Genomic DNA, 25,610 nt, shown 5'->3' with positions numbered 1-25,610 from the left:
ACGCTTTCGCACTCTCGCCACTCACGTCCCACTGCCTCAACCCTTTGGAGCAAGCCATGTCATCCGTGAACACCACCATCCAGCTCATCACCCGCGACCAGGCCGAAGCCGCGCAGCAGGCCGCGGGCAAGCCCGGCCGCGCGCAGGAGAGTTGCGACGACGACCTTGCCAAGGGCCCCTGGGAATTTGACCTGGCAGAGGCGCTCGCGGCCACCCCCGGCTACGGACCCGGTGCCTCCAACGAGGACACCGCCCCAGCCGCCACCCCCGTCCAGGGGCAGCTGCCGCAGGCGTACAAGGATGCCTCCGACGCCGAACTGGAGTCCCGCATTCTCGCCGCCAAGGCTGAACTGGGGGAACGCGTCGTCGTGCTGGGGCATTTCTACCAGCGCGACGAGGTGGTGCAATTTGCTGACTTCGTGGGTGATTCCTTCCAGCTCGCCAACGCGGCCAAGACCCGCAGTGAGGCGGAGGCGATCGTGTTCTGCGGCGTGCACTTCATGGCGGAGACTGCAGACATGCTGTCCGGCAGCCACCAAAGCGTCATCCTGCCGAACCTGGCCGCGGGCTGCTCCATGGCAGACATGGCCGACCTGCCCTCGGTCGAGGCATGCTGGGCCGAACTCGAGGAGCTGTACGGCACCGAGCCCGACGCCGACGGCCGGGTTCCGGTCATCCCCGTCACCTACATGAACTCCTCGGCGGCGCTGAAGGCGTTCTGCGGGGAGCACGGCGGCATTGTGTGCACGTCCTCCAACGCCTCGACCGTGCTGGAATGGGCGTTTGAGCGGGGCCAGCGGGTGCTGTTCTTCCCCGACCAGCACCTGGGCCGCAACACCGCCAAGGCCATGGGCGTCCCGCTGGAGCAGATGCCGCTGTGGAATCCGCGCATGCCGTTGGGCGGGAACAGCCAAGACGTCATGGATGAGGCCAAGGTGGTGCTGTGGCAGGGATTCTGCTCGGTGCACAAGCGCTTCACGGTGAGCCAGATCGAACAGGCCCGGGTGGACTTCCCGGGTGTGCGCGTGATTGTGCACCCGGAGTGCCCCATGGAGGTGGTGGACGCGGCCGACGAGGCAGGCTCCACCGACTACATCCTGAAAGCCATCCAGGCCGCCCCGGACGGTACCACCTTCGCCATCGGCACCGAGATCAACATGGTGAACCGCCTTGCCGCACAATACCCGCAGCACACCATCTTCTGCCTCGACCCGGTCATCTGCCCCTGCTCCACCATGTACCGGATACACCCCGGCTACCTTGCCTGGGTCCTTGAAGGTCTGGTGGCAGGCGAGGTGCGCAACCAGATCACCGTCCCGGAGGCCACCGCCGTCAACGCCCGCATTGCGCTGGAACGGATGCTCGCCGCCAAGCCGGCACCCAAGACTGCGCAGCCCATGAGCGCCGCACGCGCATGAGCAATTCGCACCTGGTGGTGGTGGGCAGCGGCATTGCCGGACTCTATGGTGCCCTGCTCGCCGCCGAGGCCGGAGTTCGGGTCACGCTGTTGACCAAGGGGACCCTCGCGCAGAGCAACACGCACCAGGCCCAGGGCGGGATTTGCGCCGTTCTGACCGAGGGCGAGGCTGCTCCCGGCGATTCGGTGGAGGCGCACATTGCCGACACCCTCAAGGCTGGAGCCAACCAGTGCGATCCCGCTGCCGTGCGTATCCTCTGCTCCGAAGCGGCTGGAGACATCGCGGCACTGGAGCGCTTCGGCGTGCTTTTTGACCGCGACGACACAGGCAGGAGAGCCCTGGGCCTGGAGGGTGCCCACTCAGCTGCCAGGATCCTGCACGCCGGCGGGGATGCCACCGGCGCGGCCATCGCCAACGGGCTCATCGCGGCCGTTCGCGATGCCGCCGAGCTGGGTCTGATCACGCTGCTGGAGGGCTGCTTCGCCACGGAGCTGCTGGCCCACACGGAAAAACACCCCGCGCTTGCTGCCGGGGATGCTGATGAAGCGCACGACGCCGGGACCCCGCCCCGCGCTGCCATCGCCGGCATTGCGTACCTCGACCCCCGCAACGAACGGCAGGTGCTGGACACCGATGCCGTTCTGCTCGCAACAGGCGGCGCCGGGCAGCTTTTCGAATTCACCACCAACCCTCAGGTGGCCACGGGCGACGGTGTGGCCCTCGCGTGGCGCGCAGGTGCCGTGCTGGCGGACCTTGAGTACTTCCAGTTCCACCCCACGGCGCTCGCAGTGGGCCGGAACTTCCTGATATCCGAGGCGGTCCGCGGAGCCGGAGCGGTGCTGCGAGATGCCAACGGCGAGGCGTTCATGTCCCGCTACCACCCGGAGGGCGACCTCGCCCCGCGCGACGTCGTCGCCCGCAGCATCGCCGCCCATCTGGCAACTCTCGCTAGGGAATCCGCCGCGGAAGCCACTGGTGACGCCCCTGCCAAGGAGGCCAACGCCGCCGGCCAGGGCGAAGGCCCCCACCATGTCTTCCTGGACGCCACCGGCGTCGAGGCGGCCAACGGCCCCGGCTACCTCGCACGGCGCTTCCCCACGATCGACGCCACCACCACCGCCCTCGGCTTCAACTGGCGCCGCGACTGGCTCCCCGTGGCCCCCGCCGCGCACTACTGGATGGGCGGAATTGCCACCGACCTCCACGGGCGCACCTCCGTCCCTGGCCTGTTCGCCGCCGGCGAGGCGGCCTGCACCGGCGTCCACGGCGCCAACCGGCTCGCCTCCAACTCGCTGCTCGAGGGCCTCGTCTTCAGCCGCCGCGCCGTCACGGCCTTCACGGCGGCTGCCACCGGGAAGCACACCTGGCCGGTGAAGCACGACGGCGCCACCCGGCTTCCCTTGCTCCCGTCACCCTTGGCGGGGTCAGTGCAGGAGACGGCTGCAGCAGCGCTGTCCCGTGCCGAGCTGCGCCACCTGATGGCTTCGCACGCGGGAGTGGTCCGCGATGCCGATGGCCTGAAGCTGGTGGCGGCTGCGCTCGCCACCGTGAATCCTGCTCGCAACAATGCAGCAGCTAAGCGCCCCGAGGCCAACATTGCTGCGGGAACCGAGCTCCGCCGCGAGCACGAGGACAGCAATCTGCACCTTGTCGCGCAACTGCTGGTGCACGCCGCACTGACCCGGGAAAACTCCGTGGGTGCGCACTTCCGCGCAGACTTCCCACAAGGGCCGGGTGTCATCCTGGAACCCGCCCTAAGCATGACCCGGAAATCCAACTTCTGGGTCAATCCCGTCCCCACCTTGACCACCGCCGAACCCCAGCGTGAAAGCGAAACAGTATGAACGCCGTGAACACCACCACCCCAACCCTGCCGCAGCTGCCGCGCACCGCCATCGAGGACATCCTGCAGCGGGCCTTTGTCGAGGACGCGCCGTACGGGGACATCACCTCGGCCACGCTGCTGCCGGCCGACGCCCGGGCCACGGCCTGGCTGGTGGCGCGCGAACCCGGCATCTTCTCCGGCGGGGACGTATTCCGGGCCGCGATGGCGATGCAGGACCCGGACGCGCAGGTGGAGCAGCTGGTGGCCGACGGTGTGCGGTTTGAAAAGGGGGAGCGCCTCATGTCCGTGACCGGCCTGGCGCGCGGCGTGCTGACGGGGGAACGGATCGCGCTGAACCTGACGCAGCGCATGAGCGCCATCGCCACCCAGACCGCTGAATACGCCGCGCTCATTACGGGCACGGGTGCACGCGTGACCGACACGCGCAAAACCACGCCGGGCCTGCGCATCCTGGAACGCTACGCGGTGCGCTGCGGTGGCGGGCACAACCACCGCTTCTCGCTCTCGGACGCGGTGCTGGCCAAGGACAACCACCTCGCCGTGCTGACCGGCGGAGACCACGGCAGGCTGACCGCCGCGCTCGCAGGCGTCCGCGCCCAGCTGCCGCACACCGTGCACTTTGAGGTTGAGGTGGATTCGCTGGAGCAGATCGAGCCCGTGCTGGCGGCCGGTGTGGACACCATCATGCTCGACAACTTCAGCAACGACGAGCTCGTGCAGGGCGTGGCGCTCGTCAACGGCCGGGCCTTGGTGGAGGCCAGCGGCAACGTAAACTTGTCCACGATCGCCGGCATCGCACGCACCGGTGTTGACATCATTTCCGTCGGCGCCCTGACCCACAGCGTGCGCGCCCTGGACTTAGGCCTGGACATCGCCGTGGAGTTGCCGGGCACCCCGGATGTGCAGGGAGCCGTGGAACTGCCGTGATCTTCCTTGATGCGGCTGCCACCACACCCGTCCGCCGCGAGGTCATCGAGGCCATGTTCCCGTTCCTGACCAACCAATTCGGCAACCCCTCCAGCCACCATGAACTGGGGGAGATTGCTGCCGCGGCATTGGCCGGTGCCCGGGAAAAATGTGCGACGGCGTTGGGCTGCTTCGCGGAGGAGCTCACCTTCACCTCCGGCGGCACCGAGGCCGACAACCTGGCGCTGAAGGGCATCGCCCTGGCCCGACGCGCCGCAGACCCGCGGCTGAACCGGGTGCTCATCAGCGCCGTGGAGCACCCGGCGATTATGGAATCGGCCGACTACCTGCACCGCATCCACGGCTTCGCGGTGGAGCTCGTTCCGGTTGATTCCAGCGGGTTGGTGGACCCTGAGGTGTTTGCTGCGATGCTGGCTGGTTCTGATTCTGCCGGCGGTGCGGCGGGCGGCGGTGTGGCTGTCGCCTCCCTCATGTACGCCAACAACGAGGTGGGGACCGTCCAGGACCTGGACGCCCTGTCCGCCATGGCAATGACTGCCGGTGTGCCACTGCACAGCGACGCCGTTCAAGCCGCGGGCTGGCTGCCGCTGGATGTCCGGACTTTGGGCGTGACGGCGCTGAGCATTTCAGGACACAAGATTGGCGCACCCAAGGGCGTCGGCCTGCTCTACGTCAAGGGCGGCACCCTGTACGAGCCGCTGATCCACGGCGGCGGGCAGGAGCGCGGCACCCGCTCCGGCACCGAAAATGTGGCGTTCGCTGTTGCCCTGGCCACAGCGTTGGAGATGGCTGAAGCGTCACGGCCGGCCGCCGTCGCACGCGTTGCGAAACTGCGAGACGAATTTATTGAGCGGATCCTCCGCGAGCTTCCGGCGGCCGTGCTCACGGGGCACAGGACGCGGCGGCTGCCGAACGCGGCCTCATTTTGCTTCCCGGGCACCAGCGGCGAATCGGTGCTGCTGGAGCTGGAGCGGCGCGGGATTGTGTGCTCGTCCGGCTCGGCGTGTGCGGCGGGATCGGATGAGCCGTCGGCGGTGCTGAGCGCCCTGGGCATTGAGCGCACGGTGGCGCAGACGGCGTTGCGGTTCAGCTTTGGCTCCGATGTGAGCGCCGATGCACTGGAAACGGCGGCCACCGAGCTGGTGGCCGCCGTCGAACGGATGCTGCGGCTGGGCTGACTGGAGGCACTCGAGACTGGCCAGCTGAGGTGAAAAGTCAGGCAACCAGGCCCGCCAGCCCGGCCCGTGACGGCGCCCGGTCCCAAGCGAAGCGTTCGCGCAACACCCGGTTCCAGCGGTTGGCCGGCAGGTGCGGGTGCAACAGGGCGATGCCCACGCAGTACTTGCTCATGCTCAGCTCCCTGATGCCCATCTCCGCCAGGACCCGATCGGCCACACCGCGCCCATCCGCCGACTTCGTCTCGACAACTACCAGGTCCGGCCCGGCCACCTCCTGGACCCCTGTCAGGCAGGTTTCCCCGGCGCCGTTACCGCCGGCGCCGTCCCGGCACAGTAGCCCAACATCGCAGGTGAGCCGTTCCTTGCTGTGGGGATTGACCAGGGTGCCGCGGCGGTAGTCCACCGTCATGACCGGTGTGAGTTCGGGCAGCGGGAGCCTATACTCGGCGTCGAGCAGCTCGGCCAGGAACTCCTGCGCCTCCCCGTTCATGATGGCGCTGTCCGCCAGAGGGTAGGGGATCCGGTGCTTGTCGGTTTCACCCCGGGAACCCTTCAGCTTCGCCTCAAACATGCACAACCCGGAATCAAGGTAGGTGCGGGTGCGGACCTTGAAGCGGCGGCGCCGGCCCTGCCGGTGGACCCGGAACTGTTCGAGGCCCGGGGTGTCAAAGTAGGTGGAGCTGTAGCCAAAGATGCGCCGGCCGGCAATCTCCATGACGGCGAAATCGTCGTCCAGGCGCTCCAGCAATTCCGCCAGCTGGCCGCGGCTTAGCAGGAACTTCTTGTCCACGCGGCGCTGCAGGGCCGCCTCCTCGTTGACCTCCGCCAGGCTGATCGGGTCACGGCGCGCCAGGGCTGTTTGAAGGACCTGTGCGCACGTCATGATCTGGCTCCGACTCGGCTGGGCTGGGCCATTCCAGGCTCCAGACCCGGGTACTGCGGGTGCGCCAGTCCGGAAGGTCCGGGTGTCCCGGCCAAGGCATGCTGATCGGCGGCACCGCCGGCAGCCGCTTCATGGCTGCAGGGCACCACCGGCGCAGTGGTGGCCGCCTTGTACCGGACGTCGGCGATGGTCAGGTCACGAACGATGTCCAGCTCCATGAGCTCAATTCGGGTGACGGGCCCGCCCAGCAGCGTCTCCAACGCCATCCGGAGTTCGCCCTCATTGGCGTAGGCCCGGTCAAGGGTGATGGTCTGGCGGCGGGTGCGCGGGGCGATCCGTGGGTGGTCGGCCACAAACAGCACGGCAACGAGTGCGGCCGAGAGCACGGGGGAGAGCCAGGCCGGGTCCGGGTGCAGCCCGTTCATCAGGCCCAGCACCAGGGCGGCGAAGTAGTAGCCGATCTCGCCCTGCGTCAGCGTGTCCGACCGCAGCCGGATGATGGACAGCACCCCGAACAGCCCCAGCCCCAGGCCCATGCCGGCGCCGCTGCCGGAGAGCAGCATCGTCACGAGCATGATGCCCACGTTCAGGCACACATAGGCGATGGCCAGGTCGCGGCGCTGGTACCGGGGGAAGTAGACGGCGTACACCAAAACACTGATGCAGATCATGTTGGCGGCGAGTGCAATCCAAAGGTTGAACATGATGTCTCCTAAACGAGTGGTTGTTGTCTAACCACTACTGTTGCGCACCCGCATGAGAGTAAAAGGAGACCCAGATGAGAGCGTTCTCATGAAGTTCGGATGAAGTCCGACGGCGCCCGGCTCGCCCAGGTGCCTCGCCGCCCATCTCACCGAAGTGCCCCGCCGGCTCAGTCCAGCTTGAGCCGGTACCCCATGCCGCGGACCGTCTCAATCCGTTCCGCACCAAACTTCTTGCGCAGGTAGCGGATATACACGTCAACAATGTTTGAGCCCGGGTCAAAGTCGAAGCCCCACACCTGGGAGAGCAGCTGTTCGCGCGAGAGGACCTGGTCGCGGTGCCGGAACAAGGTCTCGGCTAGCGCGAACTCCCGGGCGCTGAGGTCCTTGTTGACACCGTCAACCAGCGCTCGCCGGGTGCGCAGGTCAAGGCTGATCGGGCCAGCCGTCAGGATGGTCGCCTCCTCCAGGACGTGCCCGCGCAGCCGTAGCCGGACCCTGGCCAGGAGTTCCTCGAAGGCGAAGGGCTTGGGGAGGTAATCGTCGGCCCCGCCCACCAGCCCGGCCACTTTCTCCTCAACACTGCTGCGCGCCGAAAGAATTAACACAGGGATGTCAACACGCTCCTCACGCAGCCTGTGGAGCACCGTGAGCCCGTCCATGACGGGCAGCCCGATGTCCAGGATCAACAGGTCGTGCGCATAGGAGCGGGCCTCCTCGTAAGCAGACTGGCCATCGCCCACGACTTTGGTGACATAGCCTTCGGCGCTGAGGCCCTTTTGTACAAAAGTGGCAATGCGTGCCTCATCTTCGGCAATCAGAATCCGCTTCATGCAATGCCTTTCCAAGAGCTGTCGGCATCCAGGCCCACAGCAGAGTGTTCGTCATCCGGGCGCAGCGCCACCGGCAAGTTCAAGGTAAATGTCGCTCCGGCACCCAGCGAACTTGAGACCGTAACGGTGCCGCCGTGGGCCTCGGCAATGGACTTCACAATGGCCAGCCCCAAGCCGGCGCCGGCCGCTTGCGGCACACCGGCGCCGCGGCGGAAGCGGGAAAAGATGCCTTCCTGGTCCTCTTGGGCGATTCCAGCGCCAGTGTCACGCACCCACAAAAGCAGCCGTCCGCCGTCGTCCATGGAATCGGGGAGCAGTCGGGAGCCAAGGGCGATGATGCCCCGCGGCGGCGTGTGGGCGACGGCGTTGGAGGCGAGTTGCATGAGTGCCTGGGTGAGGCGCTGGCCGTCGGCAATGATGCGGCCCTCGGCGAGCTCGTCGACGGACCAGTTTTGCGGGCCGAGCATGCTGGCCTTGCTCAGCGCATCCACCAGCAGGTCCATGAGTTCGACCTCCTGCGGCATCACGAAGTCGGGTTGCTGGGATTTGGCGAGCAGCAGCAGGTCGTTGACGATGCGGCTCATGCGGTCGAGCTCGTCGGTGACGAGGGCGATGGTGTCGGCGCGTTCGGCGGGGTCTTCGCCCATCATTTCCAGCTGGCCCCGGATCACGGTGATGGGGGTGCGCAACTCGTGTCCGGCGTCGTCAACGAACTGCTGTTGCGTGGCGAATGCCGTCTCGAGCCGGTCGAGCATGCGGTTGAAGGTGCGGGCCAGGGCGGCAACATCGTCGCGGCCCTTGACCTCGATCCGGCCGCGCAAATCGCTTTCGCTGATGGTCTCGGCCGTCTCACGGACCAGCCGCAGCGGGGCCAGTACACGTCCGGCGATGAGCCAGCAGGCAATGCCCGCGCCGATCACGGCCAGCCCGCCGGCCAACGCGAAAATGCCCAACGAGCTGAAGAGCGGTGCGGAAACTTCCTTGCGGAACTGCACGCTGACCAGTGCTCCTGGCACGGGATCGCCCACCACCTGCACCGGCAGGACCGCGTAGGAGACCTCGCCCGCCGTCGTCTTGTAGCGGCCGTGGGCAGGGTCCTCATAGTCGGAGATGAGCGCCAGAAAGTCCGGATCCTTGTCCAACCGCACGGGCGGATCGCCAGCCATGCGCCGGTGCGGGGCGCCGTCCAGCAGGCTGAAGGCGGTCTCGGCCCGGTTCGACACTGTGTCCTGCAAATACCGGGTCAGCAGGTCATCCGCCGTGAACTGTGTGCGGCCCGAGGGTGACATGGCGAAGGTGCGGAAACTCGTGGCGGCATGCGTGAGCCTGTCATCGACCATGGCATCCGTGCGCGCGTTCAGGATCTGGGCCGAGAGCACAATGGAGCCGGCAAAGGCCACGGCGAGCAGCAGCACCATGGCGCCGATGATGCGGGCCCGGGCGGTGAGGTGCCGGCGCGGGGAGTCAGTCGTCATCAATATCGTCCCAGTCGTCCCAGTCGTCCCAATCGTCACAGTCGTCGTCGCCGGTCAGGGGTGCGCATCCGGGGACCTCGATGGCTCCCTCCGGTGCCGTTGGGTTGGACGACGGCGGAGGGGGAGTCGGGCTGTTTGTCGCCGGTGGGGCGGTGGTGGGGCTGGGGGACGGTGTGGGCGGGGCGGTTGTTGAGGGGGGTGTGCCCTGCGGGGTGACAACGATGGTGTCGCCCAGGCGGGGCTCTGAATTGGAGGCGAGCAGGCCCGTGGCCACCATTGTTCCGCCCACAACCAGGGCGATGAAGGTGATGAGGATGAACCGTGGGATGTGCATGGTTCGATCCTTTCGCACAAGCTTGCCAATCAGATGAGCCCTGAATGAGAATTCTCTCATCTATCCCGTGAACGTGCGGAATTAGCGCACAAAATTGGCACTAATTAGTTCGCCGCGTTTGGGCGTACGGTGGAGGAAATCAGGCCGCACGGACCGGATTTCGCAGCAAGGAGAAGATTATGACCGTCACCGTCCCCGTCACCGAATGCGCTGTGTCGAACTGTTCATTCAACGATCACACCCATTGCGGTGCGTCCGGCATTACGATCGGCGGGAATGCCGACCACGCCCAGTGTGCAACGTTCATCGACACCGGTGTTCATGGCGGGCTGCCCAAGGTGTTGGCTTCCGTTGGTGCCTGCCAGCGCACGGAGTGCATCCACAACGACCACTTGATGTGCGGTGCCGATTCCGTCCGGGTGGGCCCCGGCGCAGACAACGCCGACTGCCTGACCTACGAGCACACAGTTTAAGGCTCCAGTTAGGGCTCCAGCCGCGGCTTAGAACGTTGACTTCGGCGCCACCGGAGCGCCGTTCTTCGCGCGCCGGAATATCCAGTAGCGCAGCAGGAGGAAGCGGGTCACGGCCGAGGCCACATTGCCCAAGACAATGACGGCGAGTTCAACCACAATTGAGGCGTTCGGGGATATCTGGTGGAGTACCCAGAGGCTGCCGCTGGTCATGACCAGCGCCAGCAGCATGACCCACAACCCGCGCCGCTGATCCCGCCACCAGAGATGGCGCCCGTTGATGCCGAAGCTCATGCGCCGATTCAGCTCGGTGTTGAGAATGGAACACAACACGAGCGAGATGACGTTGGCCCATTGGGTGCCGGTCAGGGGGCGCAGGCTGGCAAAAATGGTCATGGAGATGACCGTGCAAACGATGGCGACCAGGACAAAGCCGCGCAATTGCGAGGCCAATACCGGGTTGGCCTGCCACCAGTTTTTGAGCGCACCGAAAACCCCGCGGCCCGTGGTGAGGGGCTCAACGGGGAGTGGATCCGGAGTTGCTGTTGTTGCCATGGTTAACTAAATCCTGCCAGCTGAACGTGTTAACACCCAATCAGCCGCAAGAGCATTGCCTGTGAATCGCTGGCTACCAGACGCTCCTGCTCCCGACGCTCCTGCAGCAAAGGGGGTGTTTTCCCTGACGCTCGCTCACATCCGGGGCGTTTTCCCCCCGAGGGGCTCCCTCAGTTCCCGGCCACCACCGGGTTGCGCAGCTTGCCGATGCCTTCAATGCGGCAGATGACCTCGTCGCCGGGGGTGATTTGGCGGCACTCGGCGGGGAATCCGGTCATGATGACATCACCAGGCTGGAGCGTCATGAAGCCGCTCAGGTACACCAGGATCTCTTCCACGCCCCAGCCCAGATCGTTGCTTGTGGCGGGGGACAGCTCGGTGCCGTTGTGAACAATACTGATGGCCACGCCGTCGTCCTTCATACCCACAACAATCCACGGGCCAAGCGGGGTGAAGGTGTCGGGGCTCTTGGCGCTGAGCCAGAGTTCGTCCGACTTTTGGGCGTCGCGGGCGGAGACGTCGTTGCCGATGGTGAAGCCGAGAATGGCGCTGCGGGCCGTCTCGAGCGTCAGGTTTTTCGCGGGGCGCCCGACGATGATGGTCAGCTCGGCCTCTGGGTCGACGTAACCCACAGTGGGGCTCAATTCGATGGCGTCGCCGGGGCCCACGACGGAGCTGGCGGCCTTGTGGAATGCCTGCGGGGGCAGGGCGCGGCCGGGGGCGCCGGTGTTGTGCGCCATGCCGAAGACGTTGACGGGTGCGCAGGGGGCCAGAAAGATGAACTGGTCCTCGGTGACAGTGGCGCCGATGGACCAGCCGGCGCGGGGCGCGCTGTTCTGGTTGGCGGGGGAGGCTGGGAACGGTGTTTCAATGATGTGCCAGATGCGGCCTTCGGGACCGGTGAAGTCGACGGCGTCATTGCGGACAAAGAACTGCTCGGGCAGGGCCTGCGCACTGCCTGCCTGCGCTGCATCGAGGGGGCGGACACGGGCAAGTCGGTACGGCGCATTTGTCATGAGGACATCCTACCTCTTCGGTATTGGGTGCGTTCACAGTCACGTGGCATAGAATCCCTGTCATGCCTAAAGGATCAGCGAAATCGATCAATCGTGCTGTCACGGCAGCCCTGTCTGTGGGAGCCGCGGGTGCCGCAGCCGTTATGAGTGCAAGGGCCTTGCGGGCGGGCCCGGGCACGCCGGCCGGGGACTTTGGCGCTGCCTTGAATGCGGCTGAAATCGGCGTGGAATTCGCGCAGCCGGCGGCCGACATTCTGAGCGAACTGATTCGTTTCCGCACTGTTTACTCTCCGTTGCGGGACAGGATAGAACTGGACCAGTTCACCGGCTTCATTGAGGCGCTCGAGCGGCTGTATCCAGGCGTGCACACGGCTCTGTCGCGGGAATTTGTCAACGGGCACGGGCTGCTGTTCAAGTGGTCCGGTGTTCGGGCCGACGCCGGTGCGCGGCCAACAGTGCTGATGGCTCACTACGACGTCGTGCCTGTGGATGTGCGCGATATCTGGACGCATCCTGGCTTCTCCGGGCACCAGGAAGACGGCTATGTCTGGGGTCGCGGCGCCCTGGACGACAAGGGCGCATTGGTCGTCATCATGGGCGCCATTGAAGCGTTGCTGGAGGAGGGGTTCACACCGGGCCATGACGTGTACCTGTCCTTCGGAAACAATGAGGAAACTGCCGGCGACAGTGCCGAGGCGGCCGTTGCGCTGCTTGCCTCACGCGGGGTCGAGCCGTGGCTGGTGCTTGATGAGGGCGGCGCCGTGGCGCTTGAGGCCTTCCCTGGACTGAAGGTGCCGGCTGCCGTGATCGGTGTTGCTGAGAAGGGCATTTTGGATTTGGAGTTGCTGGTGCGGGGTGCTGGCGGGCACGCCTCAACCCCGCCTCGGATGGGTGCCACAGCTCGGCTGGCGCAGGCCATCGTGGCGCTGGAAGAAAACCCGTTCCCTGCCTCCATGCCCGACCCCATCGCTGAAATGATGCGGCGGATCGGGGCCCACAGCGGCTTTGCCCTGCGGTTGGTGACGGAGAATTTGTGGGCCTTCAAGGCTCTGCTGACGCAGGTTTTTGGTGTGGTGGGCGATGAAACTCGCGCCCTGACCCGCACAAGTGTGGCGGTGACGATGCTCGAAGGCAGCAAGGCTTCCAATGTGCTGGCCTCAACAGCGCGTGCCAACGCCAACATCCGGATTGCCGTGGGGGAGAGCGTCGAGTCCGTCGTTGCGCGGGTCCGGTCCATTATTGATGATCCCGAGGTGGAGCTCAGGGTGGTTTCCGGGCATGACCCGTCGCCCATTTCTTCCTTCACCAATGAGCAGTTTGGGCTGCTCAGCCGTGCCGTCGCAGCTTCCTATCCGGATGCTGTGGTCACCCCGTACATACAGACCGGAGCCACCGATTCTCGGCACTTCACGTCCATCTCGCCGGCGGTCTACCGTTTCTCGCCGCTGCTGATGGACGCCGCCGATCGGGGTACGCTCCACGCCGTCAACGAGCGGGTGCGGGTCAGTTCGCTGGGCGCGGGTGTGGTGTTTTATCGGGAGTTGCTGCAGGGCCTGGGCTAGTTCTTCCCTCTCATGAAGTTCGACGGCGGGAGGTCACCTTTGTTGCGAAGGTGGCCTCCCGTTGTCCTACTTTCGTGCGCGACTCAGCAGCCGATGCCCTGGGGGTTTTGGAAGCAGTTGTCGGCGTAGAGGTGTGTTTCTGCGCGCCAAACAGTCAGGGGCAGGGCAGATGAGGGGATGTTTCCCTGTCCAGGTATGGGCAGTTCCGGGCCGCCGTTGACGGTGTATGTGCCGTTGAAATGGGTGGTGAGGTTGATGGCGAGACGGCCGGTTTCGGCGTAGATGTGGCTTGTTTGGGTTTGTTCGCCGATGCGGTCCTGATGCAGGGGTGCGCCATGGGTCGGGGTGGGTCCCCAGATGGTGCCGTCGCCGTAATTCCACGTGTAGGCGGCGGGTGTGGCGGTGATGGTGACGTTTTGGCCAATCAGGGTCAGGTTGAAGGTCTGGGTTGCTGCTTCAGCCCAGACGTTGGTTTCCTCGCCGCGCAGGGTATGGGGTCCCGGTTGGGAGCCGAAGTCGGCGGCTGCGATGGGTGTTTGTTGGAATTCGTGGGCGATCATGCCTGCGATCTCGGCCAGGATGTCCCGAGGCTTCTCGCCGTAGACGCACTCAGGGCCGGAGGAGAATATCCACTTCGGCGGGCTGTCGCTTGTGTCTGCGAAGTACCAGTAGATGGCTGTTCCTGCTTCACCATCTGCGCTTCCCGCTCCTGCGGCGCAAGCCGGCATAACTGCGGCGCATTCTGGGAAAAGGACGATGTCACCATCGGTGCAGGCAAGGCGGGCTTCGTACGCTATCGCATCTGGTGATTCGGAAACAGGTGATTGTATGACTTTCCCGTCAGTTCCCGGAACTACAACTTGGGCAGTCGTGTTGACTCCTCCTTGGACCCAAAGTGGACGTATCGGGTCGGGATCAGCTCCTAGGGCTGCAGTCATGCTCGTCGTCACGAGCAGTATGGCAACTACCAGTATTTCGGCTGCACGAGTGAGGAACGATGTCTCAGGAAGCATTTCTAACCCCCGTTAATACGAAGGACGCTGATGGCTTTCCACTGGTTCGAGTCATAAGCAGCATTCAATTGATCCGCAGCTGATGGGCCTTGTCCGGGGTCATCTGCGAGTGACTTGTCACCCCGATAGAACTGGACATGATTTTGTCTGATCAGCGCAGTGACTTCGTAGGAACCATCTTCAACGGGAACAAATGACGCGTTAGTAGAGAGCACCATCATTTGGCCACCAACGATCCACCGCCCCTCCGAATGCCAGGGCAGTATGGTCTCCGACATGTTGTTACAGGCGATGCAATTTGGCCCGCTGATGTCCATCATTGGCTTCGGGTCGCCGGTTTCGAAGGCGTAGCCGAGGGCCGAGTACCAATACTCGGTGAACGCGATGAGGCCTTCCTTGCTGAATTCCTTGGCTTTGTCGGGCAGGACCGGGATGGGGACGTTTTCCGCCGGGCCCTGATCCGTGGCGGGCTTATAGACCGGGGCTTCGGTGGTCGGCGGAGGCGCTGCGGTAGTGACTTCGACGGCCGGTGTGGTGCTCGAACCGGAGGTGCTCGGAGACGGGGATATCTGTGGAGAGCTGCAGCCGGTAAGTACCAACACTGCCGTGATGGCCGCTGCCAAACTGCTGAGCAGCAAGTGGCCGCGACTCCGTCGAAATCGTCGAGGCGGGCTATGAGATGTTGTGGCCTGGCTGTGGTGCTGGGTCATAGCGTTCCCCCATAAAGTGTTATGAGTGGCAAGCATCGTCGTTGATGGCTGTCGCTAGGTGGTTCCATTCCAAAATACACTCAGTCGCCAGAACGCGCCAGCAAGTTATCCACAGGCAGCCAAACTCTCGCCGTGCAATGTCCCAGCGCATGTCTGGCCATCGAGGGTGTGAGGCGGACTGAGAAGTTGAAGCGGTGGCGGGCCCAAACGTAACAACAGCCCCAAGCCCGGCGTGTCCCGCGGCAACCCCAAGTACAAGCCAAGAGCAGGGCTAACATGGCAGCATCGCACGCAACGATGGAACGCAGCTTTGGAGGGAATCCCCATGAAGATGCCAGCAAAAGCAGCGGCAGTCAGCCTTCTCGCGCTGTCATTGGCGCTCACCGGCTGTGATGTCACGCTGACAAGGGTGGAAAGCAGCCCCTCGGTTACGCCGCCCGCAACCACCGAACAAAGCCCGGCACCAACGGCGAGCCAACCGCCGTCGAACATCAGTAAAGACAGCAACACAGAAAAGCCCACGGAAGCCCCCGCAGAAAAGCCCGGCCCGGTGGCAGAGAAGTGGAAAAACTTCACGGACGCCGGCAAGACCATCAGCTTCGAGCTCCCGGACGACTGGACTGTCAAAGTCCTCCCGCCCCCGAAAACAGGAGCCGTGCAGTTGGAAGTGCGCAACAACGAGGGGCACGTGATGGCCACGCTCGGCACACAAATTTCGGGGCTGGGCGGCGCGTGCCAACCGGAATCACAGAGCCCCTACATCGTGCTGGCCAGCATCCCCATGGAGCTTCCGTCCGACAATGAATCCCGCGAAGCCGTAGAACCCCGCTTCGTCTATCGCGTCATTCAGGGCGCCACGCACTACTTCGCCTCGTACGGCATCACCGACCATTCGGCGGGCCTGGACGGCAAGGCCTGCCTGGTTTACAACACCGTCACGTCCCAACAATTGGGCATCTACATGTTCGGCGACGTGCTCCAATTCTCCAGCGACCCCATGGGATCACCGGGCCTGCGCGCCTTCCCCACCATTGCCGACGCGCAGACTTACATGCTCTCCAGCGAGTACCAGAACATCCAAAAGATGCTCACCTCGCTGACGGCAACCCGCTAAATCGCCCTCGCCTAGTGGCCCTGCACTGACGCGCTGAGCTTGCTTGTGATCTCCAAAAGGGTCCGCATCTCATCGTCGCTCAGCGCCACCTCCATCAGCTCCATGATGTTTTGCACATGTGCCCGGCCCACCTTCTTTTGCAGAGCGGAACCTTCCTCGGTGAGACCAATCAGCACACCGCGCCGGTCGTTCTCGGCCGTCTTGCGCTGAATCAGTCCGCGCGCCTCGAGCCTGTCCACCATGCGCGAAATGCTCGGCTGCGTCAGCAGCACGTGGTCATTGAGGTCGTTGAGCCGCAGCCAGCCGCTGGGGCAGCGCGAGAGGTTGTACAAAATGTCGTACTCCCGGCTGCCCAGCTCCTTGAAACTCGGCTCCTTGTGCAGCTCGCGCATCATCGCCACCTGCGTTCTCAACAGCGACTCCCACGATTCGGTCGTCAGCCTGCGATGTGCCGCTATGGACATGTCAGTTCGCCTCCGTTGACTGAGTCGTTGAATGTGCGACGGCGGAACTCGCCTGGGCTGCCTTGCGGCGAGCCTCGAAGGTGGGTGCGTCCGGGACGGACGCGGGCCGGTTGGCGGCGAATTCCTTGCGCAGGGTTGGCAGGACGTCGGAGCCAAAGAGGTCAAGCTGCTCCAATACGGTCTTCAAGGGCAGGCCCGCGTGGTCGACCAGGAACAGCTGACGCTGGTAGTCGCCGAAGTAGTCGCGGAAGGCCAGCGTCTTGTCGATCATTTCCGCCGGGCTGCCAACAGTCAGCGGGGTCTGCGATGTGAAGTCCTCCATTGACGGACCATGGCCGTAGACCGGTGCATTGTCGAAGTAGGGTCGGAATTCATTGACGGCATCCTGGGAGTTCTTGCGGATGAAGAACTGTCCGCCCAGGCCCACGATTGCCTGTTCCGGGGTGCCGTGGCCGTAGTGTGCGTAGCGCTCCCGGTAGAGGTTGATCAGCTGGATGTAGTGTTCCTTGGGCCAGAAGATGTTGTTGGCGAAGAAGCCATCGCCGTAGTACGCGGCAATCTCGGCAACCTGGGGCGTCCGGATGGCGCCGTGCCACACAAAGGGGGCAACGCCGTCGAGCGGGCGGGGCGTGGACGTGAAGCCGCGCAGGGGAGTGCGGAACTTGCCCTCCCAGTTCACCACTTCCTCGTCCCAGAGACGGCGCAGCAGCGCATAGTTCTCCACGGTCAGCTCCACGGAATCCTGGTTGTTCTTGCCGAACCAGGGGTAGACGGCGCCCATGTTGCCGCGGCCCAGCACAATGTCCGTGCGACCGTCGGAAAGATGCTGCAGCGTGGCAAAGTCCTCGGCGATTTTCACCGGATCGTTGGTGGTGATCAGCGTCGTCGACGTGGACAGGATGATCTTTTCGGTCTGTGCGGCGATGTAGCCCAGAATGGTGGTGGGGGAGCTGGGGTAGAACGGTGGGTTGTGATGCTCGCCCGTGGCAAACACGTCCATGCCAATGTCCTCGGCGTGCTTGGCGATCGTGGTGATGGCCTTTAGGCGTTCATGTTCGGTGGGCGTGCGGCCCGTGGTGGGGTCCATGGTGATGTCGCCAACACTGAAAATTCCGAACTGCATTCTGTACTCCTCTGGCTCCCGGCATTCCCGAGATATATGCGTTTGTATCTATTGTACGGCTCAACCCGCACGGACGCGAATATGTTCCCGGAGCAAAACTGGCATTAGTATGCTCAACAGGGGCATGTAATTCATGTCACAGCATCCATGGAGGTTTCCCTTGGCTTCAGTGCAACGTGGCAGTGACGGCCGAAGTGCCGGCCGAACCGCCGGCGCAGGCCCATCAGTCGGCACAAGTCTGAGACTGGCGCCCACCGCCACCGCCATCGTCGGATTCCTGGTCCTCGTCGAACTGACCAGCGGCATCCTGCAGGGCTACTACACGCCCCTGCTCACCGACATCGCCCGCCACCTGGGCATCCACGACGCCGACGTCAACTGGTTCGAGGCCGCCCAGCTCATGGTCAGCGCCCTCGTGGTCCCCGTCCTGGCGAAACTGGGCGACATGATCGGCCACCGAAAAGTCCTCCTCATCTCCACCGCACTGACGGCCGCGGCATCCTGGGGCGTGGCCTTCGCTCCCAATTTCTGGTTCTTCGTCGCCGCCTGGGCGCTGCAAGGCTTCTACGTCGTCTGGCTGCCGCTGGAAATTGCCCTCATCTACAGCCGCTCCCACCATCGCCCCGACGGCGCCGCCCTCACCCGCAAGTCCGCCGGCATCCTCGTTGCCGGCCTGGAATTCGGTGTGATTGTTGGCGCCCTCGCCGGCGGGTTCATCGGCGGCCTCATCCCGGACAAACTGTGGTTGACCCTCATGATCCCCGCCATCGCCGTCACACTGTGCTTCTTCGTGATCCTGTTCGGCGTGCCCGAATCCGAAAACCGCACCGGCGGCAAGCTCGACCTCATGGGCCTGACCCTCCTCTCCACCGGACTGCTGCTCATCACCGCCGGCCTGACCTTCATGCGCATCAACGGCCCCGGTACCTGGTGGGCGTGGGCCGCCGTCGTGCTTGGCATTGGCGCGCTCATCCCGTTCACCCGCCACCAACTGGGCCACAAAGATCCGCTGATCGACATCCGCCTGCTCCGCCAACCCAGCATGTGGCCCGTGCAACTGACGGCGTTCCTGTTCGGCGTCTCGGTCCTCGGCGCACAGGCCCCGCTATCCACGTTCGCGCGCACCGACCCCGCCGAGGTCGGTTACGGCCTCGGCGCCAGCGCGTCAGTGGTCTCGATCCTGATCGGCGTGTATGTGCTCGGCATGCTGGGCGGCGCACTCCTCTATCCTCTCGTCACCAGATGGACGACGCCGAGAATCACCCTGATGGGCGCGGCCTTCCTCGTTGCTTTGGGTTACCTCATGTTCCTGCCGTTCCACGATTCGACGGCGCAGGTGCTCATCAACATGGGCATCGCAGGCATCGGCAGCGGTGCGCTGGTGGCAGCGCTCCCGTCGGCGGCCGCAGCTGCCGCGCCGCTGACTCAAACGGGCATGGCGACCGGCCTGACAAATGCCACCAAGACTGTTGGCGGGGCGTTTGCCTCGTGTGTGTTCGGCATTGCGCTGGCCGGGCAGGCGCTGGGGTCGCTGACGGCGGACACGGGATCCACCGCGGCACCGCTTGAGGGCTACATGCTGGTGTGGACGATTTGCGGCATCACGGCACTGGTGGCGGCGATCGCCCTGTACTTCGTTCCGAAGCTGGCCTTCAGCCCCACCCTGCCGGGGTAATTTCCCCGTCCAGTACCTGATCCGTTCCACCATTTCTGACCCGCAAGACGTTTCTCGCCTTCCAAAGAAATCCATTACGCAGTTGTTGGACCAAAAAGTCCACTTTTTGGCAAAATCGGTCCAACGAGTGCGTTAAGGATTTTGGGAGGGGCGCCAGCCGCGGGCCCAAAGTGCGTCGCGCACCTTGCGCACCGCGTCCTTGGCCCCGTTGCGCATGTGGCGCTTCATGATCCGCACTTCAATCCAGCCTGCCCGTTGATATTCTTCTGCACGCTTTACGTCGCGTTCAACCTGATCAGGGTCGTTGTGGGTGTCGCCGTCGTATTCAGTGGCCACCTTGAATTCGGGGTACGACTGGTCTGGAGTCCGTTCAGCCCCATCTGACAGGGGCGTTTTGACGTTGAGTAACGGTGCGGGCAACCCGGCATATCCGCACGCCAGCCGGAGCTTGGTTTCCTGCGGCGAGTCGGAACCAACCCGCGCCAGGCTAAGTGCTTCTCGCGCCTTGACGATGCCCGGAGTGCCCGAGTGCCGGGCAAGAAGCACCTCAAGTTCATGGATGGTGGTGTACGGCTCGGAGCGGCCTTCAAATTCTAGTCGGGGAATCCGGAGGAGATGATCGGCAACCACCACAAGTTCCTCGACGGACATTCCATTGGCACAGTCCAACCATGTTCTGATCCTGTTGGTGATCCACAAGCCGTTCAAGCAATGGACTTCGTCATTCAGCAGTGCTGTACGGTGTCCCACAACTCCGTTTCGGCGCGGAGCCGTATGCGGATACTGACGTGAAATGTGGATGGTTTCATCGTGTGATCCCGGCAAGAATCCCGGGAAATCCCAAATCCTAAAAGCTGTCGCGTGAGACGCTGCAGAGTATCCGGTAACCACGGTATAGGGGCGCGTCAAAAGCGCGAGGGGGACATCGGAATCATGCTTCACGATCTTGATGCCGCGGCTGAGTGTGACTACTTCACGGTGGCAGAGCTCGCCATAGCTGGCGCCGTGGTTGAGCGCCTCAGACACCGTGAAGGGTGACCAATGGAACGGCTCTGGCAGATGAACAAGGGAAGTCATGCCTCAATCATGGCAATTTCCACAGGCGCCCGCAGAAGTTATCCACAGGGCGCCTCCTCCAGAATTCCATTACGCACTCGTTAGACCAAAAACGGCGGAAATTGATGAAATCGGTCTAACAAGTGCGTAATCGAATGTGGGGGTCTAACAACTGCGTAATGGAATGGGGAAAAGTACGGGTAGGTGCAGGGGCCGTGGGTCAGTCCGTGGCGGCGCGGCGGCCGCGCACCTTCGGGATGGCTCCCGTGGTCCAGTCCTGGAACTCGGGGGCGGGCTGCGGCGGTGAGCCGGCCGAGGAGCCGGCCTTTGTGTCGGAGCCGGAGCCGGCCTTTGCCTCGGAACCGGCCTTGCTGCCCTTCGCGCCCGAATCGCCCGCACCGCCCTTCGCGCCCGAACTGCCCTTCGCGCCCGAACCGCCCGCACCACCGGACGGCGTGTGCACCACCTTCAGCGCCTTCATGAGATCGTGGCGTTCCTTGCGACCCTCAACGAGGCGGTACAGCACGGGAACCAGGATCAACGTCAAAGCCGTGGAGGAGATGAGCCCGCCCACCACCACAACGGCCAGCGGCTGGGAAATGAAGCCGCCGCTGCCCGTCACGCCCAGCGCCATGGGTGTCAGGGCAAAGATGGTGGCCAGGGCCGTCATCAAAATGGGTCGCAAACGCTGGCGGGCGCCATGTTCAATGGCGTCGGCCACGTTCATGGCAGGCCGGTCGCCGGAAGGCTCCCTGTACTGGTTGATCAGGTCAATGAGCACAATGGCGTTCGTGACCACGATGCCCACCAGCATCAGCAGGCCAATCAAGGACGGCAGGCCCAGCGGGATGCCGGTGATCAGCAACAGCGCGATGGCGCCGGTGGCTGCAAAGGGGATGGACACCAGCAGGATCAGCGGCTGGATGAGCGACTTGAACGTCGCCACCATGATCACGTAGACAATGGCGATTGCGGCGAGCATGGCCAGGCCCAGCTGCTGGAACGACTCAGCCTGCTGCGTGGCCGCACCGCCGATCGTGGCGATCGTACCCGCCGGCAGTGTGGTGGCGTCCAGCTTGTTCGCCACCTCGGAACTGAGGGAGCCCAGCGCATCACCTTCGGGCGTCACCGAGACAGTGGCCGTGCGCTGGCCGTTGGAGGATGTCACCGTCAACGGCGTCTGCACCTCGGCCACGGTGGCCACATCGGAGAGTGGAACCATGCCTGCGGCAGTGGGGATCTGCGCCGCAGCCAGTGCGGCGACGGAATCAAACTGCGTGCCCAGGCCAATCTGCACCCGGTAGTCGGTGGTGTCGATGCGCACGGTGCCGCCCGGAATCGGGCTGACGGTGGCGGCCAGCAGTCCGGTGATCTGCTGCTCATCGAGCCCGGCGGCAACCGCCTTGGCCCGGTCAACGCTCACCTGGACAACAGGCTGTGAACCGCCGAGGTTGCTCGTCACCGACTGGGCGCCGGGCAGCCCCGTCATGGCCTTGACCAGGGTGTCGGACGCCTGCTGCAGTTCCTCGCCGGTGGTCGCCTTGACGGTGATGTCGACGGAGGATGACATGCCGAAGCCGCCACCCTGGGCGCCCAGGCTGATCTTGCCCGCATCCTTGACACCCTCAACAGTTGACCGCACGGTGTCCTGCAGGGCGACCTGGTCGGCGTCGGGGTCGGTGATGACCTGGAACGAGGCGCTGGACGCACCGGAGGACAGGAGCGCGGCGAAACCGCCGGAGGCGTTGCCGATCGTCACCTGCACATCGGTGATGCCGTCGATGCCGTCCAGGGCGGTTTCCACCTTCTTGGCGGCCTCGTTTGTCACCTCAAGGCTGGTGCCGGCGGGCAGGTCCTGCTGGATGCTCAGGCTGTTCTGGCCGGTGTCACCCAGCAGATTGGTGGGCAGCAGCGGGGTCATGGCGAGCGTCGCCGCCAGCACAATGCCGCCAGCAATCAGCGTCACCACGGGGTGCTTTTGGGTCTTGGCGAGGATGGGCAGGTAGCCGCGCTGCAGCCAGGAGGATCGTTCCTTCTCTTCCACAGCGCGCAGCAGCGCCTTGCCGCCCAAGGGGGCTCCGGCGTCGTCCAGCAACATGGCGGAATCGGCCGGCGCGGGGGACTTCAGGAACCAGTACGCCAGCACCGGCACAATGGTGAGCGAGACGAGCAGGGAGGCGAGCAGCGCAAACGTGACGGTGAGCGCGAACGGGCGGAACAGCTCCCCGGCCAGGCTGCCCACAAACGCGATGGGCAGAAACACGGCCACCGTGGTCAGCGTCGAGGCGGTGATGGCCGCGGCAACCTCGCGAATCGCGGCCAGGATGGCGGTTTTCTTGTCCTCGCCGTAACTGAGGTGCCGCTTGATGTTCTCGATCACCACAATGGAGTCGTCCACCACCCGCCCAATGGCAATGGTGAGCGCGCCCAGGGTCAGGATGTTCAACGAATATCCCGTGGCCCACAGCCCGATGAACGTCACCAGCAGCGAGAGCGGGATGGAGATGGCGGTGACCAGCGTGGAGCGCACCGACATGAGGAAAATCAGGATAACCACGACGGCGAACCCGAGTCCCAGCAGACCCTCCACCGTCAGGTCGTGGATGGATTTTTCAATGAAGGGGGCCTGGTCAAGGACGGTGACAAACTTCGTGTTGTTGCCCATGGACGCCGTCAGTTCCGGCATGGCCGCGGCGATTTCCTGGGACAGCGTAACGGTGTCGGCGTCCGGCTTCTTCGTGATGGACAGGGCCAGCGTGGCCTCGCCGTTGGTGCGCGTGATGGAGGTGGTGGGGTCATCCGCCAGGGCCACGGTGGCGACGGATTCGATGGTGGGTGCGGCGCCGGATCCCTCGGCGGGGCCGGCCGGTGCGGCGCCGGGCCCTGTGGCGGGACCGGTGACAGCCAGCGGCAGGGCCTTGACGGCGTCGATGGAGTCAACGGGGCTGCCGGCCTGGATGGACAGGGTGGTGCCGTCGGTGGTCAGCGAACCGACGGGGATCAGGGTGCCGTTGTTCTTTAGGGCGTCGGCAATGGAGCCCACGGTGACCCCGGCGGCCGTCATCTTGGCAGGGTTCGGCAGGATCTGGATGTGCTGGGAGTTGGCGCCGGTCACATCGGCGCTGCGGACGCCGTCGATCTTCATGAGCTTGGGAACGGCGATGCGCGCAAGGTCTGTGTTGAGCGCGGCCAGGTCCTGGTCGGAGGAGACGGCCATGAACACGATGGGGAAATCGGCGATGCTGCCGGCGATGGGCTGCGGTTGGACACCGTCGGGCAGGCGGGAGGCGACGTTGGAGATGGCCCGGTCAATCTGGTTCCGGGCACGGTCCAGGTTGGTGCCGTACGTGAACGCCAGGTTGATGGTGGAGAAGCCGCTGCGGGAGGTGGAGGTGCTGGATTCCAGCCCCTCCACCGCGTTCAGCGCAGCCTCAAGCGGCTCGCTGACCTGTTTGTCCACGACGGCGGGGGAGGCTCCCGGCATGGCCGAGACCACCGTGATTTGCGGGAACTCGATGCTGGGGATGAGTTCCTGCTTGAGTGAACCGAGCGTGATCACCCCGAACACCATGGCGAAGATGGTGATGAGGGCGATCAATGCCCGGTTCCCCAAGGACATTTTGGCCAGCTTGAACATCAAGTTTCTCCCACTGCTAAGTGCCGGTCCCCTCCAGCGATGCGGGGAGCGTTAGGCTTTGTCCGTCTTCAACTGCAAAGAAGCGGCCGTTGCGGCCAGGGTCTTCTCAAATAGTTCCGCGTCATCGTTTAGCGTGCTGCCGTAGGTGGGCATCATGGTGCGCAGGGAATCCTGCCACTCCAGCTTGAACTTGCGCGGGAAGCAACGCTGCAACAGCTCCAGCATAATCGGCACGGCCGTTGAGGCGCCGGGGGAGGCACCCAACAATGCGGAGAGCGATCCGTCGGCGGCCGTGATGACCTCGGTGCCGAACTGCAGCAGGCCGCCCTTCTTGGCGTCCTTCTTGATGATCTGCACCCGCTGGCCTGCCGTGATCAGCTCCCAGTCCTTGCCGTCGGCCTCGGGGAAGTACTCGTGGAGCGCCTCCACCTTGCCGGCGTGCGTCTTGGTGACCTCGGTGACCAGATACTTGACCAGGTCCAGGTTGTCCTTGCCAACAGCCAGCATCGGGATGATGTTGTTGGGGCGGATGGAGCCGGGCAGGTCCATGTAGCTGCCGGTCTTGAGGTACTTGGTGGAGAATCCGCCGTACGGGCCGAACAGCAGTGAACGCTTGCCGTCAACGTAGCGGGTGTCCAGGTGCGGGACCGACATGGGCGGGGCGCCCACTGACGCCTGGCCGTACACCTTGGCGCTGTGCTGCTTGGCAAGTTTTTCATCGGTGCAGCGGAAGAACTGGCCGGAGACGGGGAAGCCGCCAAAGCCCTTGCCCTCGGGGATGCCCGACTTCTGCAACAGGTGCAGGGCACCGCCGCCGGAGCCGATGAACACAAACTTGGCCTTGATCTTGCCGTGCTCCCCGGAGGCGGGGTGCTTCAGCGCAACGTCCCAGCCGCCGTCGGTGGCCCGGGCAACGTCGGTGACGGTGGTGCCGTAGTTGATCTCGACGCCGTTCTCGCCCATGTAGCCGATGAGCTCACGGGTCAGGGCGCCAAAGTCGACGTCGGTGCCTTCGGCGGCGCGGGTGGCGGTGACGATTTCCTGCGGGTCGCGGCCCTTCATGACCAGCGGCGCCCACTTGGCGATCTGCGCCGGGTCCTCGGAGTATTCCATGGAGGCAAAGACGGGGTTGGCCTGCAGCGCCTCGTGCCGGGCCTTCAGGAACGCCCGGTGCGCTTCGCCGATGACAAAGCTCATGTGCGGGACCGTGTTGATGAAGCCCTTGGGGGAGCCGATCAGCGATTCATCCACCAGGTGCGCCCAGAACTGGCGGGACAGCTGGAACTGTTCGTTGATGTGGATGGCCTTGGCCGGGTTCACCGTGCCGTCTTTGGCCGCGGGTGAGTAGTTGAGTTCGCAGAGCGCGGAGTGTCCCGTGCCGGCATTGTTCCAGGGGCTGGAGGATTCCAAGCCTGGCGTGTCGAGCTGTTCGAACAGCACGATCTTCCAGTTTGGTTCCAGTTGCTTGAGCATCGTGCCCAGCGTTGCGCTCATGACGCCGCCCCCGATAAGGACAACATCAGCGTCTTTGGTGTTCGAAATGAAGGTCACAGTCAACTCCGGTAGAGGCTCTTCCTAGCGGTAGAAGCGTATCGCGGTAGGCACTGGATGCGTAAATCG

The 25,610-nt window shown here is 64.4% G+C and carries 22 protein-coding genes; 8 read left to right on the top strand and 14 right to left on the bottom strand.

Annotation, left to right across the window (positions count from 1 at the left end):
- Window positions 1-56: 56 nt before the first annotated feature.
- Genes nadA through art_RS06535 form a run of 4 tightly spaced genes read left to right on the top strand, consistent with a single transcriptional unit; the run spans window position 57 to window position 5,369 of the window.
- Window positions 57-1,418, top strand: coding sequence for a quinolinate synthase NadA (gene nadA / locus art_RS06550; RefSeq protein WP_038463319.1), 1,362 nt, complete (start codon window positions 57-59; stop codon window positions 1,416-1,418).
- Window positions 1,415-3,262 carry an L-aspartate oxidase gene (gene nadB / locus art_RS06545; protein ID WP_082000151.1) on the top strand — a complete coding sequence of 616 codons (1,848 nt, stop codon included), beginning with the start codon at window positions 1,415-1,417 and terminating at the stop codon, window positions 3,260-3,262. The genes nadA and nadB overlap by 4 nt, the downstream gene beginning before the upstream one ends.
- A 5-nt stretch (window positions 3,263-3,267) precedes the next feature.
- Window positions 3,268-4,191: a carboxylating nicotinate-nucleotide diphosphorylase gene (gene nadC / locus art_RS06540; RefSeq protein ID WP_253901500.1), complete on the top strand. Its 924-nt coding sequence runs from the start codon at window positions 3,268-3,270 to the stop codon at window positions 4,189-4,191.
- The gene (locus art_RS06535; RefSeq protein WP_038463317.1) at window positions 4,188-5,369 is read left to right on the top strand and encodes a cysteine desulfurase family protein; all 1,182 of its coding nucleotides are present in this window, start codon (window positions 4,188-4,190) and stop codon (window positions 5,367-5,369) included. Before nadC ends, art_RS06535 begins: the two co-directional genes overlap by 4 nt.
- 37 nt (window positions 5,370-5,406) lie before the next feature.
- Here art_RS06535 and art_RS06530 read toward each other — a convergent pair whose 3' ends face one another.
- The 5 genes from art_RS06530 to art_RS06510 all read right to left on the bottom strand — a co-directional run bounded on the left by art_RS06530 (window position 5,407) and on the right by art_RS06510 (window position 9,595).
- Entirely contained in the window at window positions 5,407-6,252 is an 846-nt protein-coding gene (locus tag art_RS06530; protein WP_038463315.1) for a polyphosphate polymerase domain-containing protein, read from the bottom strand.
- On the bottom strand, window positions 6,249-6,956 hold the full coding sequence (locus art_RS06525; protein WP_082000150.1) for a DUF4956 domain-containing protein: 708 nt from the start codon (window positions 6,954-6,956) through the stop codon (window positions 6,249-6,251). Before art_RS06525 ends, art_RS06530 begins: the two co-directional genes overlap by 4 nt.
- Before the next feature lie 167 nt (window positions 6,957-7,123).
- Complete coding sequence (locus tag art_RS06520) at window positions 7,124-7,786, bottom strand: response regulator transcription factor (protein ID WP_038463314.1); 663 nt, start codon at window positions 7,784-7,786, stop codon at window positions 7,124-7,126.
- The gene (locus art_RS06515; RefSeq protein ID WP_082000149.1) at window positions 7,783-9,261 is read right to left on the bottom strand and encodes a sensor histidine kinase; all 1,479 of its coding nucleotides are present in this window, start codon (window positions 9,259-9,261) and stop codon (window positions 7,783-7,785) included. Before art_RS06515 ends, art_RS06520 begins: the two co-directional genes overlap by 4 nt.
- Window positions 9,251-9,595 (bottom strand): hypothetical protein, encoded by a 345-nt coding sequence (locus art_RS06510; protein WP_038463313.1) that lies wholly within the window; start codon window positions 9,593-9,595, stop codon window positions 9,251-9,253. Before art_RS06510 ends, art_RS06515 begins: the two co-directional genes overlap by 11 nt.
- Window positions 9,596-9,774: 179 nt before the next feature.
- On the opposite strand from art_RS06510, the gene art_RS06505 reads away from it, so the two are divergent.
- Window positions 9,775-10,068 carry a DUF1540 domain-containing protein gene (locus art_RS06505; protein WP_038463312.1) on the top strand — a complete coding sequence of 98 codons (294 nt, stop codon included), beginning with the start codon at window positions 9,775-9,777 and terminating at the stop codon, window positions 10,066-10,068.
- Window positions 10,069-10,095: 27 nt separating this feature from the next.
- On the opposite strand, the gene art_RS06500 is transcribed toward art_RS06505, so the two are convergent.
- Together art_RS06500 and art_RS06495 are read right to left on the bottom strand one after the other, a co-directional pair.
- On the bottom strand, window positions 10,096-10,620 hold the full coding sequence (locus art_RS06500) for a GtrA family protein (RefSeq protein WP_052136080.1): 525 nt from the start codon (window positions 10,618-10,620) through the stop codon (window positions 10,096-10,098).
- Window positions 10,621-10,790: 170 nt separating this feature from the next.
- Entirely contained in the window at window positions 10,791-11,636 is an 846-nt protein-coding gene (locus art_RS06495) for a fumarylacetoacetate hydrolase family protein (RefSeq protein WP_038463311.1), read from the bottom strand.
- 62 nt (window positions 11,637-11,698) lie between these two features.
- On the opposite strand from art_RS06495, the gene art_RS06490 reads away from it, so the two are divergent.
- Entirely contained in the window at window positions 11,699-13,198 is a 1,500-nt protein-coding gene (locus tag art_RS06490; RefSeq protein WP_082000148.1) for a M20/M25/M40 family metallo-hydrolase, read from the top strand.
- An 83-nt stretch (window positions 13,199-13,281) separates the two neighbouring features.
- Here art_RS06490 and art_RS06485 read toward each other — a convergent pair whose 3' ends face one another.
- Both art_RS06485 and art_RS20920 read right to left on the bottom strand, forming a co-directional pair.
- Window positions 13,282-13,926 carry a hypothetical protein gene (locus art_RS06485; RefSeq protein ID WP_253901499.1) on the bottom strand — a complete coding sequence of 215 codons (645 nt, stop codon included), beginning with the start codon at window positions 13,924-13,926 and terminating at the stop codon, window positions 13,282-13,284.
- 287 nt (window positions 13,927-14,213) lie between these two features.
- Window positions 14,214-14,849 (bottom strand): DUF6318 family protein, encoded by a 636-nt coding sequence (locus art_RS20920; protein ID WP_052136078.1) that lies wholly within the window; start codon window positions 14,847-14,849, stop codon window positions 14,214-14,216.
- A gap of 397 nt (window positions 14,850-15,246) precedes the next feature.
- On the opposite strand from art_RS20920, the gene art_RS06475 reads away from it, so the two are divergent.
- A complete protein-coding gene (locus art_RS06475; protein WP_157875182.1) occupies window positions 15,247-16,035 on the top strand; it encodes a hypothetical protein in 789 nt (262 codons plus the stop codon).
- A gap of 11 nt (window positions 16,036-16,046) precedes the next feature.
- On the opposite strand, the gene art_RS06470 is transcribed toward art_RS06475, so the two are convergent.
- Together art_RS06470 and art_RS06465 are read right to left on the bottom strand one after the other, a co-directional pair.
- Window positions 16,047-16,499, bottom strand: coding sequence for a MarR family winged helix-turn-helix transcriptional regulator (locus tag art_RS06470; protein WP_038463309.1), 453 nt, complete (start codon window positions 16,497-16,499; stop codon window positions 16,047-16,049).
- 1 nt (window position 16,500) lies between these two features.
- Window positions 16,501-17,622 (bottom strand): LLM class flavin-dependent oxidoreductase, encoded by a 1,122-nt coding sequence (locus tag art_RS06465; protein ID WP_038463307.1) that lies wholly within the window; start codon window positions 17,620-17,622, stop codon window positions 16,501-16,503.
- Between the two features lie 238 nt (window positions 17,623-17,860).
- Here art_RS06465 and art_RS06460 point away from each other — a divergent pair, with 238 nt between their 5' ends.
- Window positions 17,861-19,297 (top strand): MFS transporter, encoded by a 1,437-nt coding sequence (locus tag art_RS06460; RefSeq protein ID WP_038469037.1) that lies wholly within the window; start codon window positions 17,861-17,863, stop codon window positions 19,295-19,297.
- Window positions 19,298-19,429: 132 nt separating this feature from the next.
- Here art_RS06460 and art_RS22905 read toward each other — a convergent pair whose 3' ends face one another.
- From art_RS22905 to art_RS06445, 3 genes are all read right to left on the bottom strand, one after another.
- Entirely contained in the window at window positions 19,430-19,948 is a 519-nt protein-coding gene (locus art_RS22905; protein ID WP_253901498.1) for a hypothetical protein, read from the bottom strand.
- A gap of 625 nt (window positions 19,949-20,573) precedes the next feature.
- Window positions 20,574-23,990 carry an efflux RND transporter permease subunit gene (locus art_RS06450; RefSeq protein ID WP_038463303.1) on the bottom strand — a complete coding sequence of 1,139 codons (3,417 nt, stop codon included), beginning with the start codon at window positions 23,988-23,990 and terminating at the stop codon, window positions 20,574-20,576.
- Between the two features lie 51 nt (window positions 23,991-24,041).
- Window positions 24,042-25,541 (bottom strand): malate:quinone oxidoreductase, encoded by a 1,500-nt coding sequence (locus art_RS06445; protein ID WP_038469035.1) that lies wholly within the window; start codon window positions 25,539-25,541, stop codon window positions 24,042-24,044.
- Window positions 25,542-25,610 lie beyond the last annotated feature (69 nt).

Source organism: Arthrobacter sp. PAMC 25486 (assembly GCF_000785535.1).
Lineage (GTDB): Bacteria > Actinomycetota > Actinomycetes > Actinomycetales > Micrococcaceae > Specibacter.
This window is presented reverse-complemented; position numbering and strand designations above follow the sequence as displayed.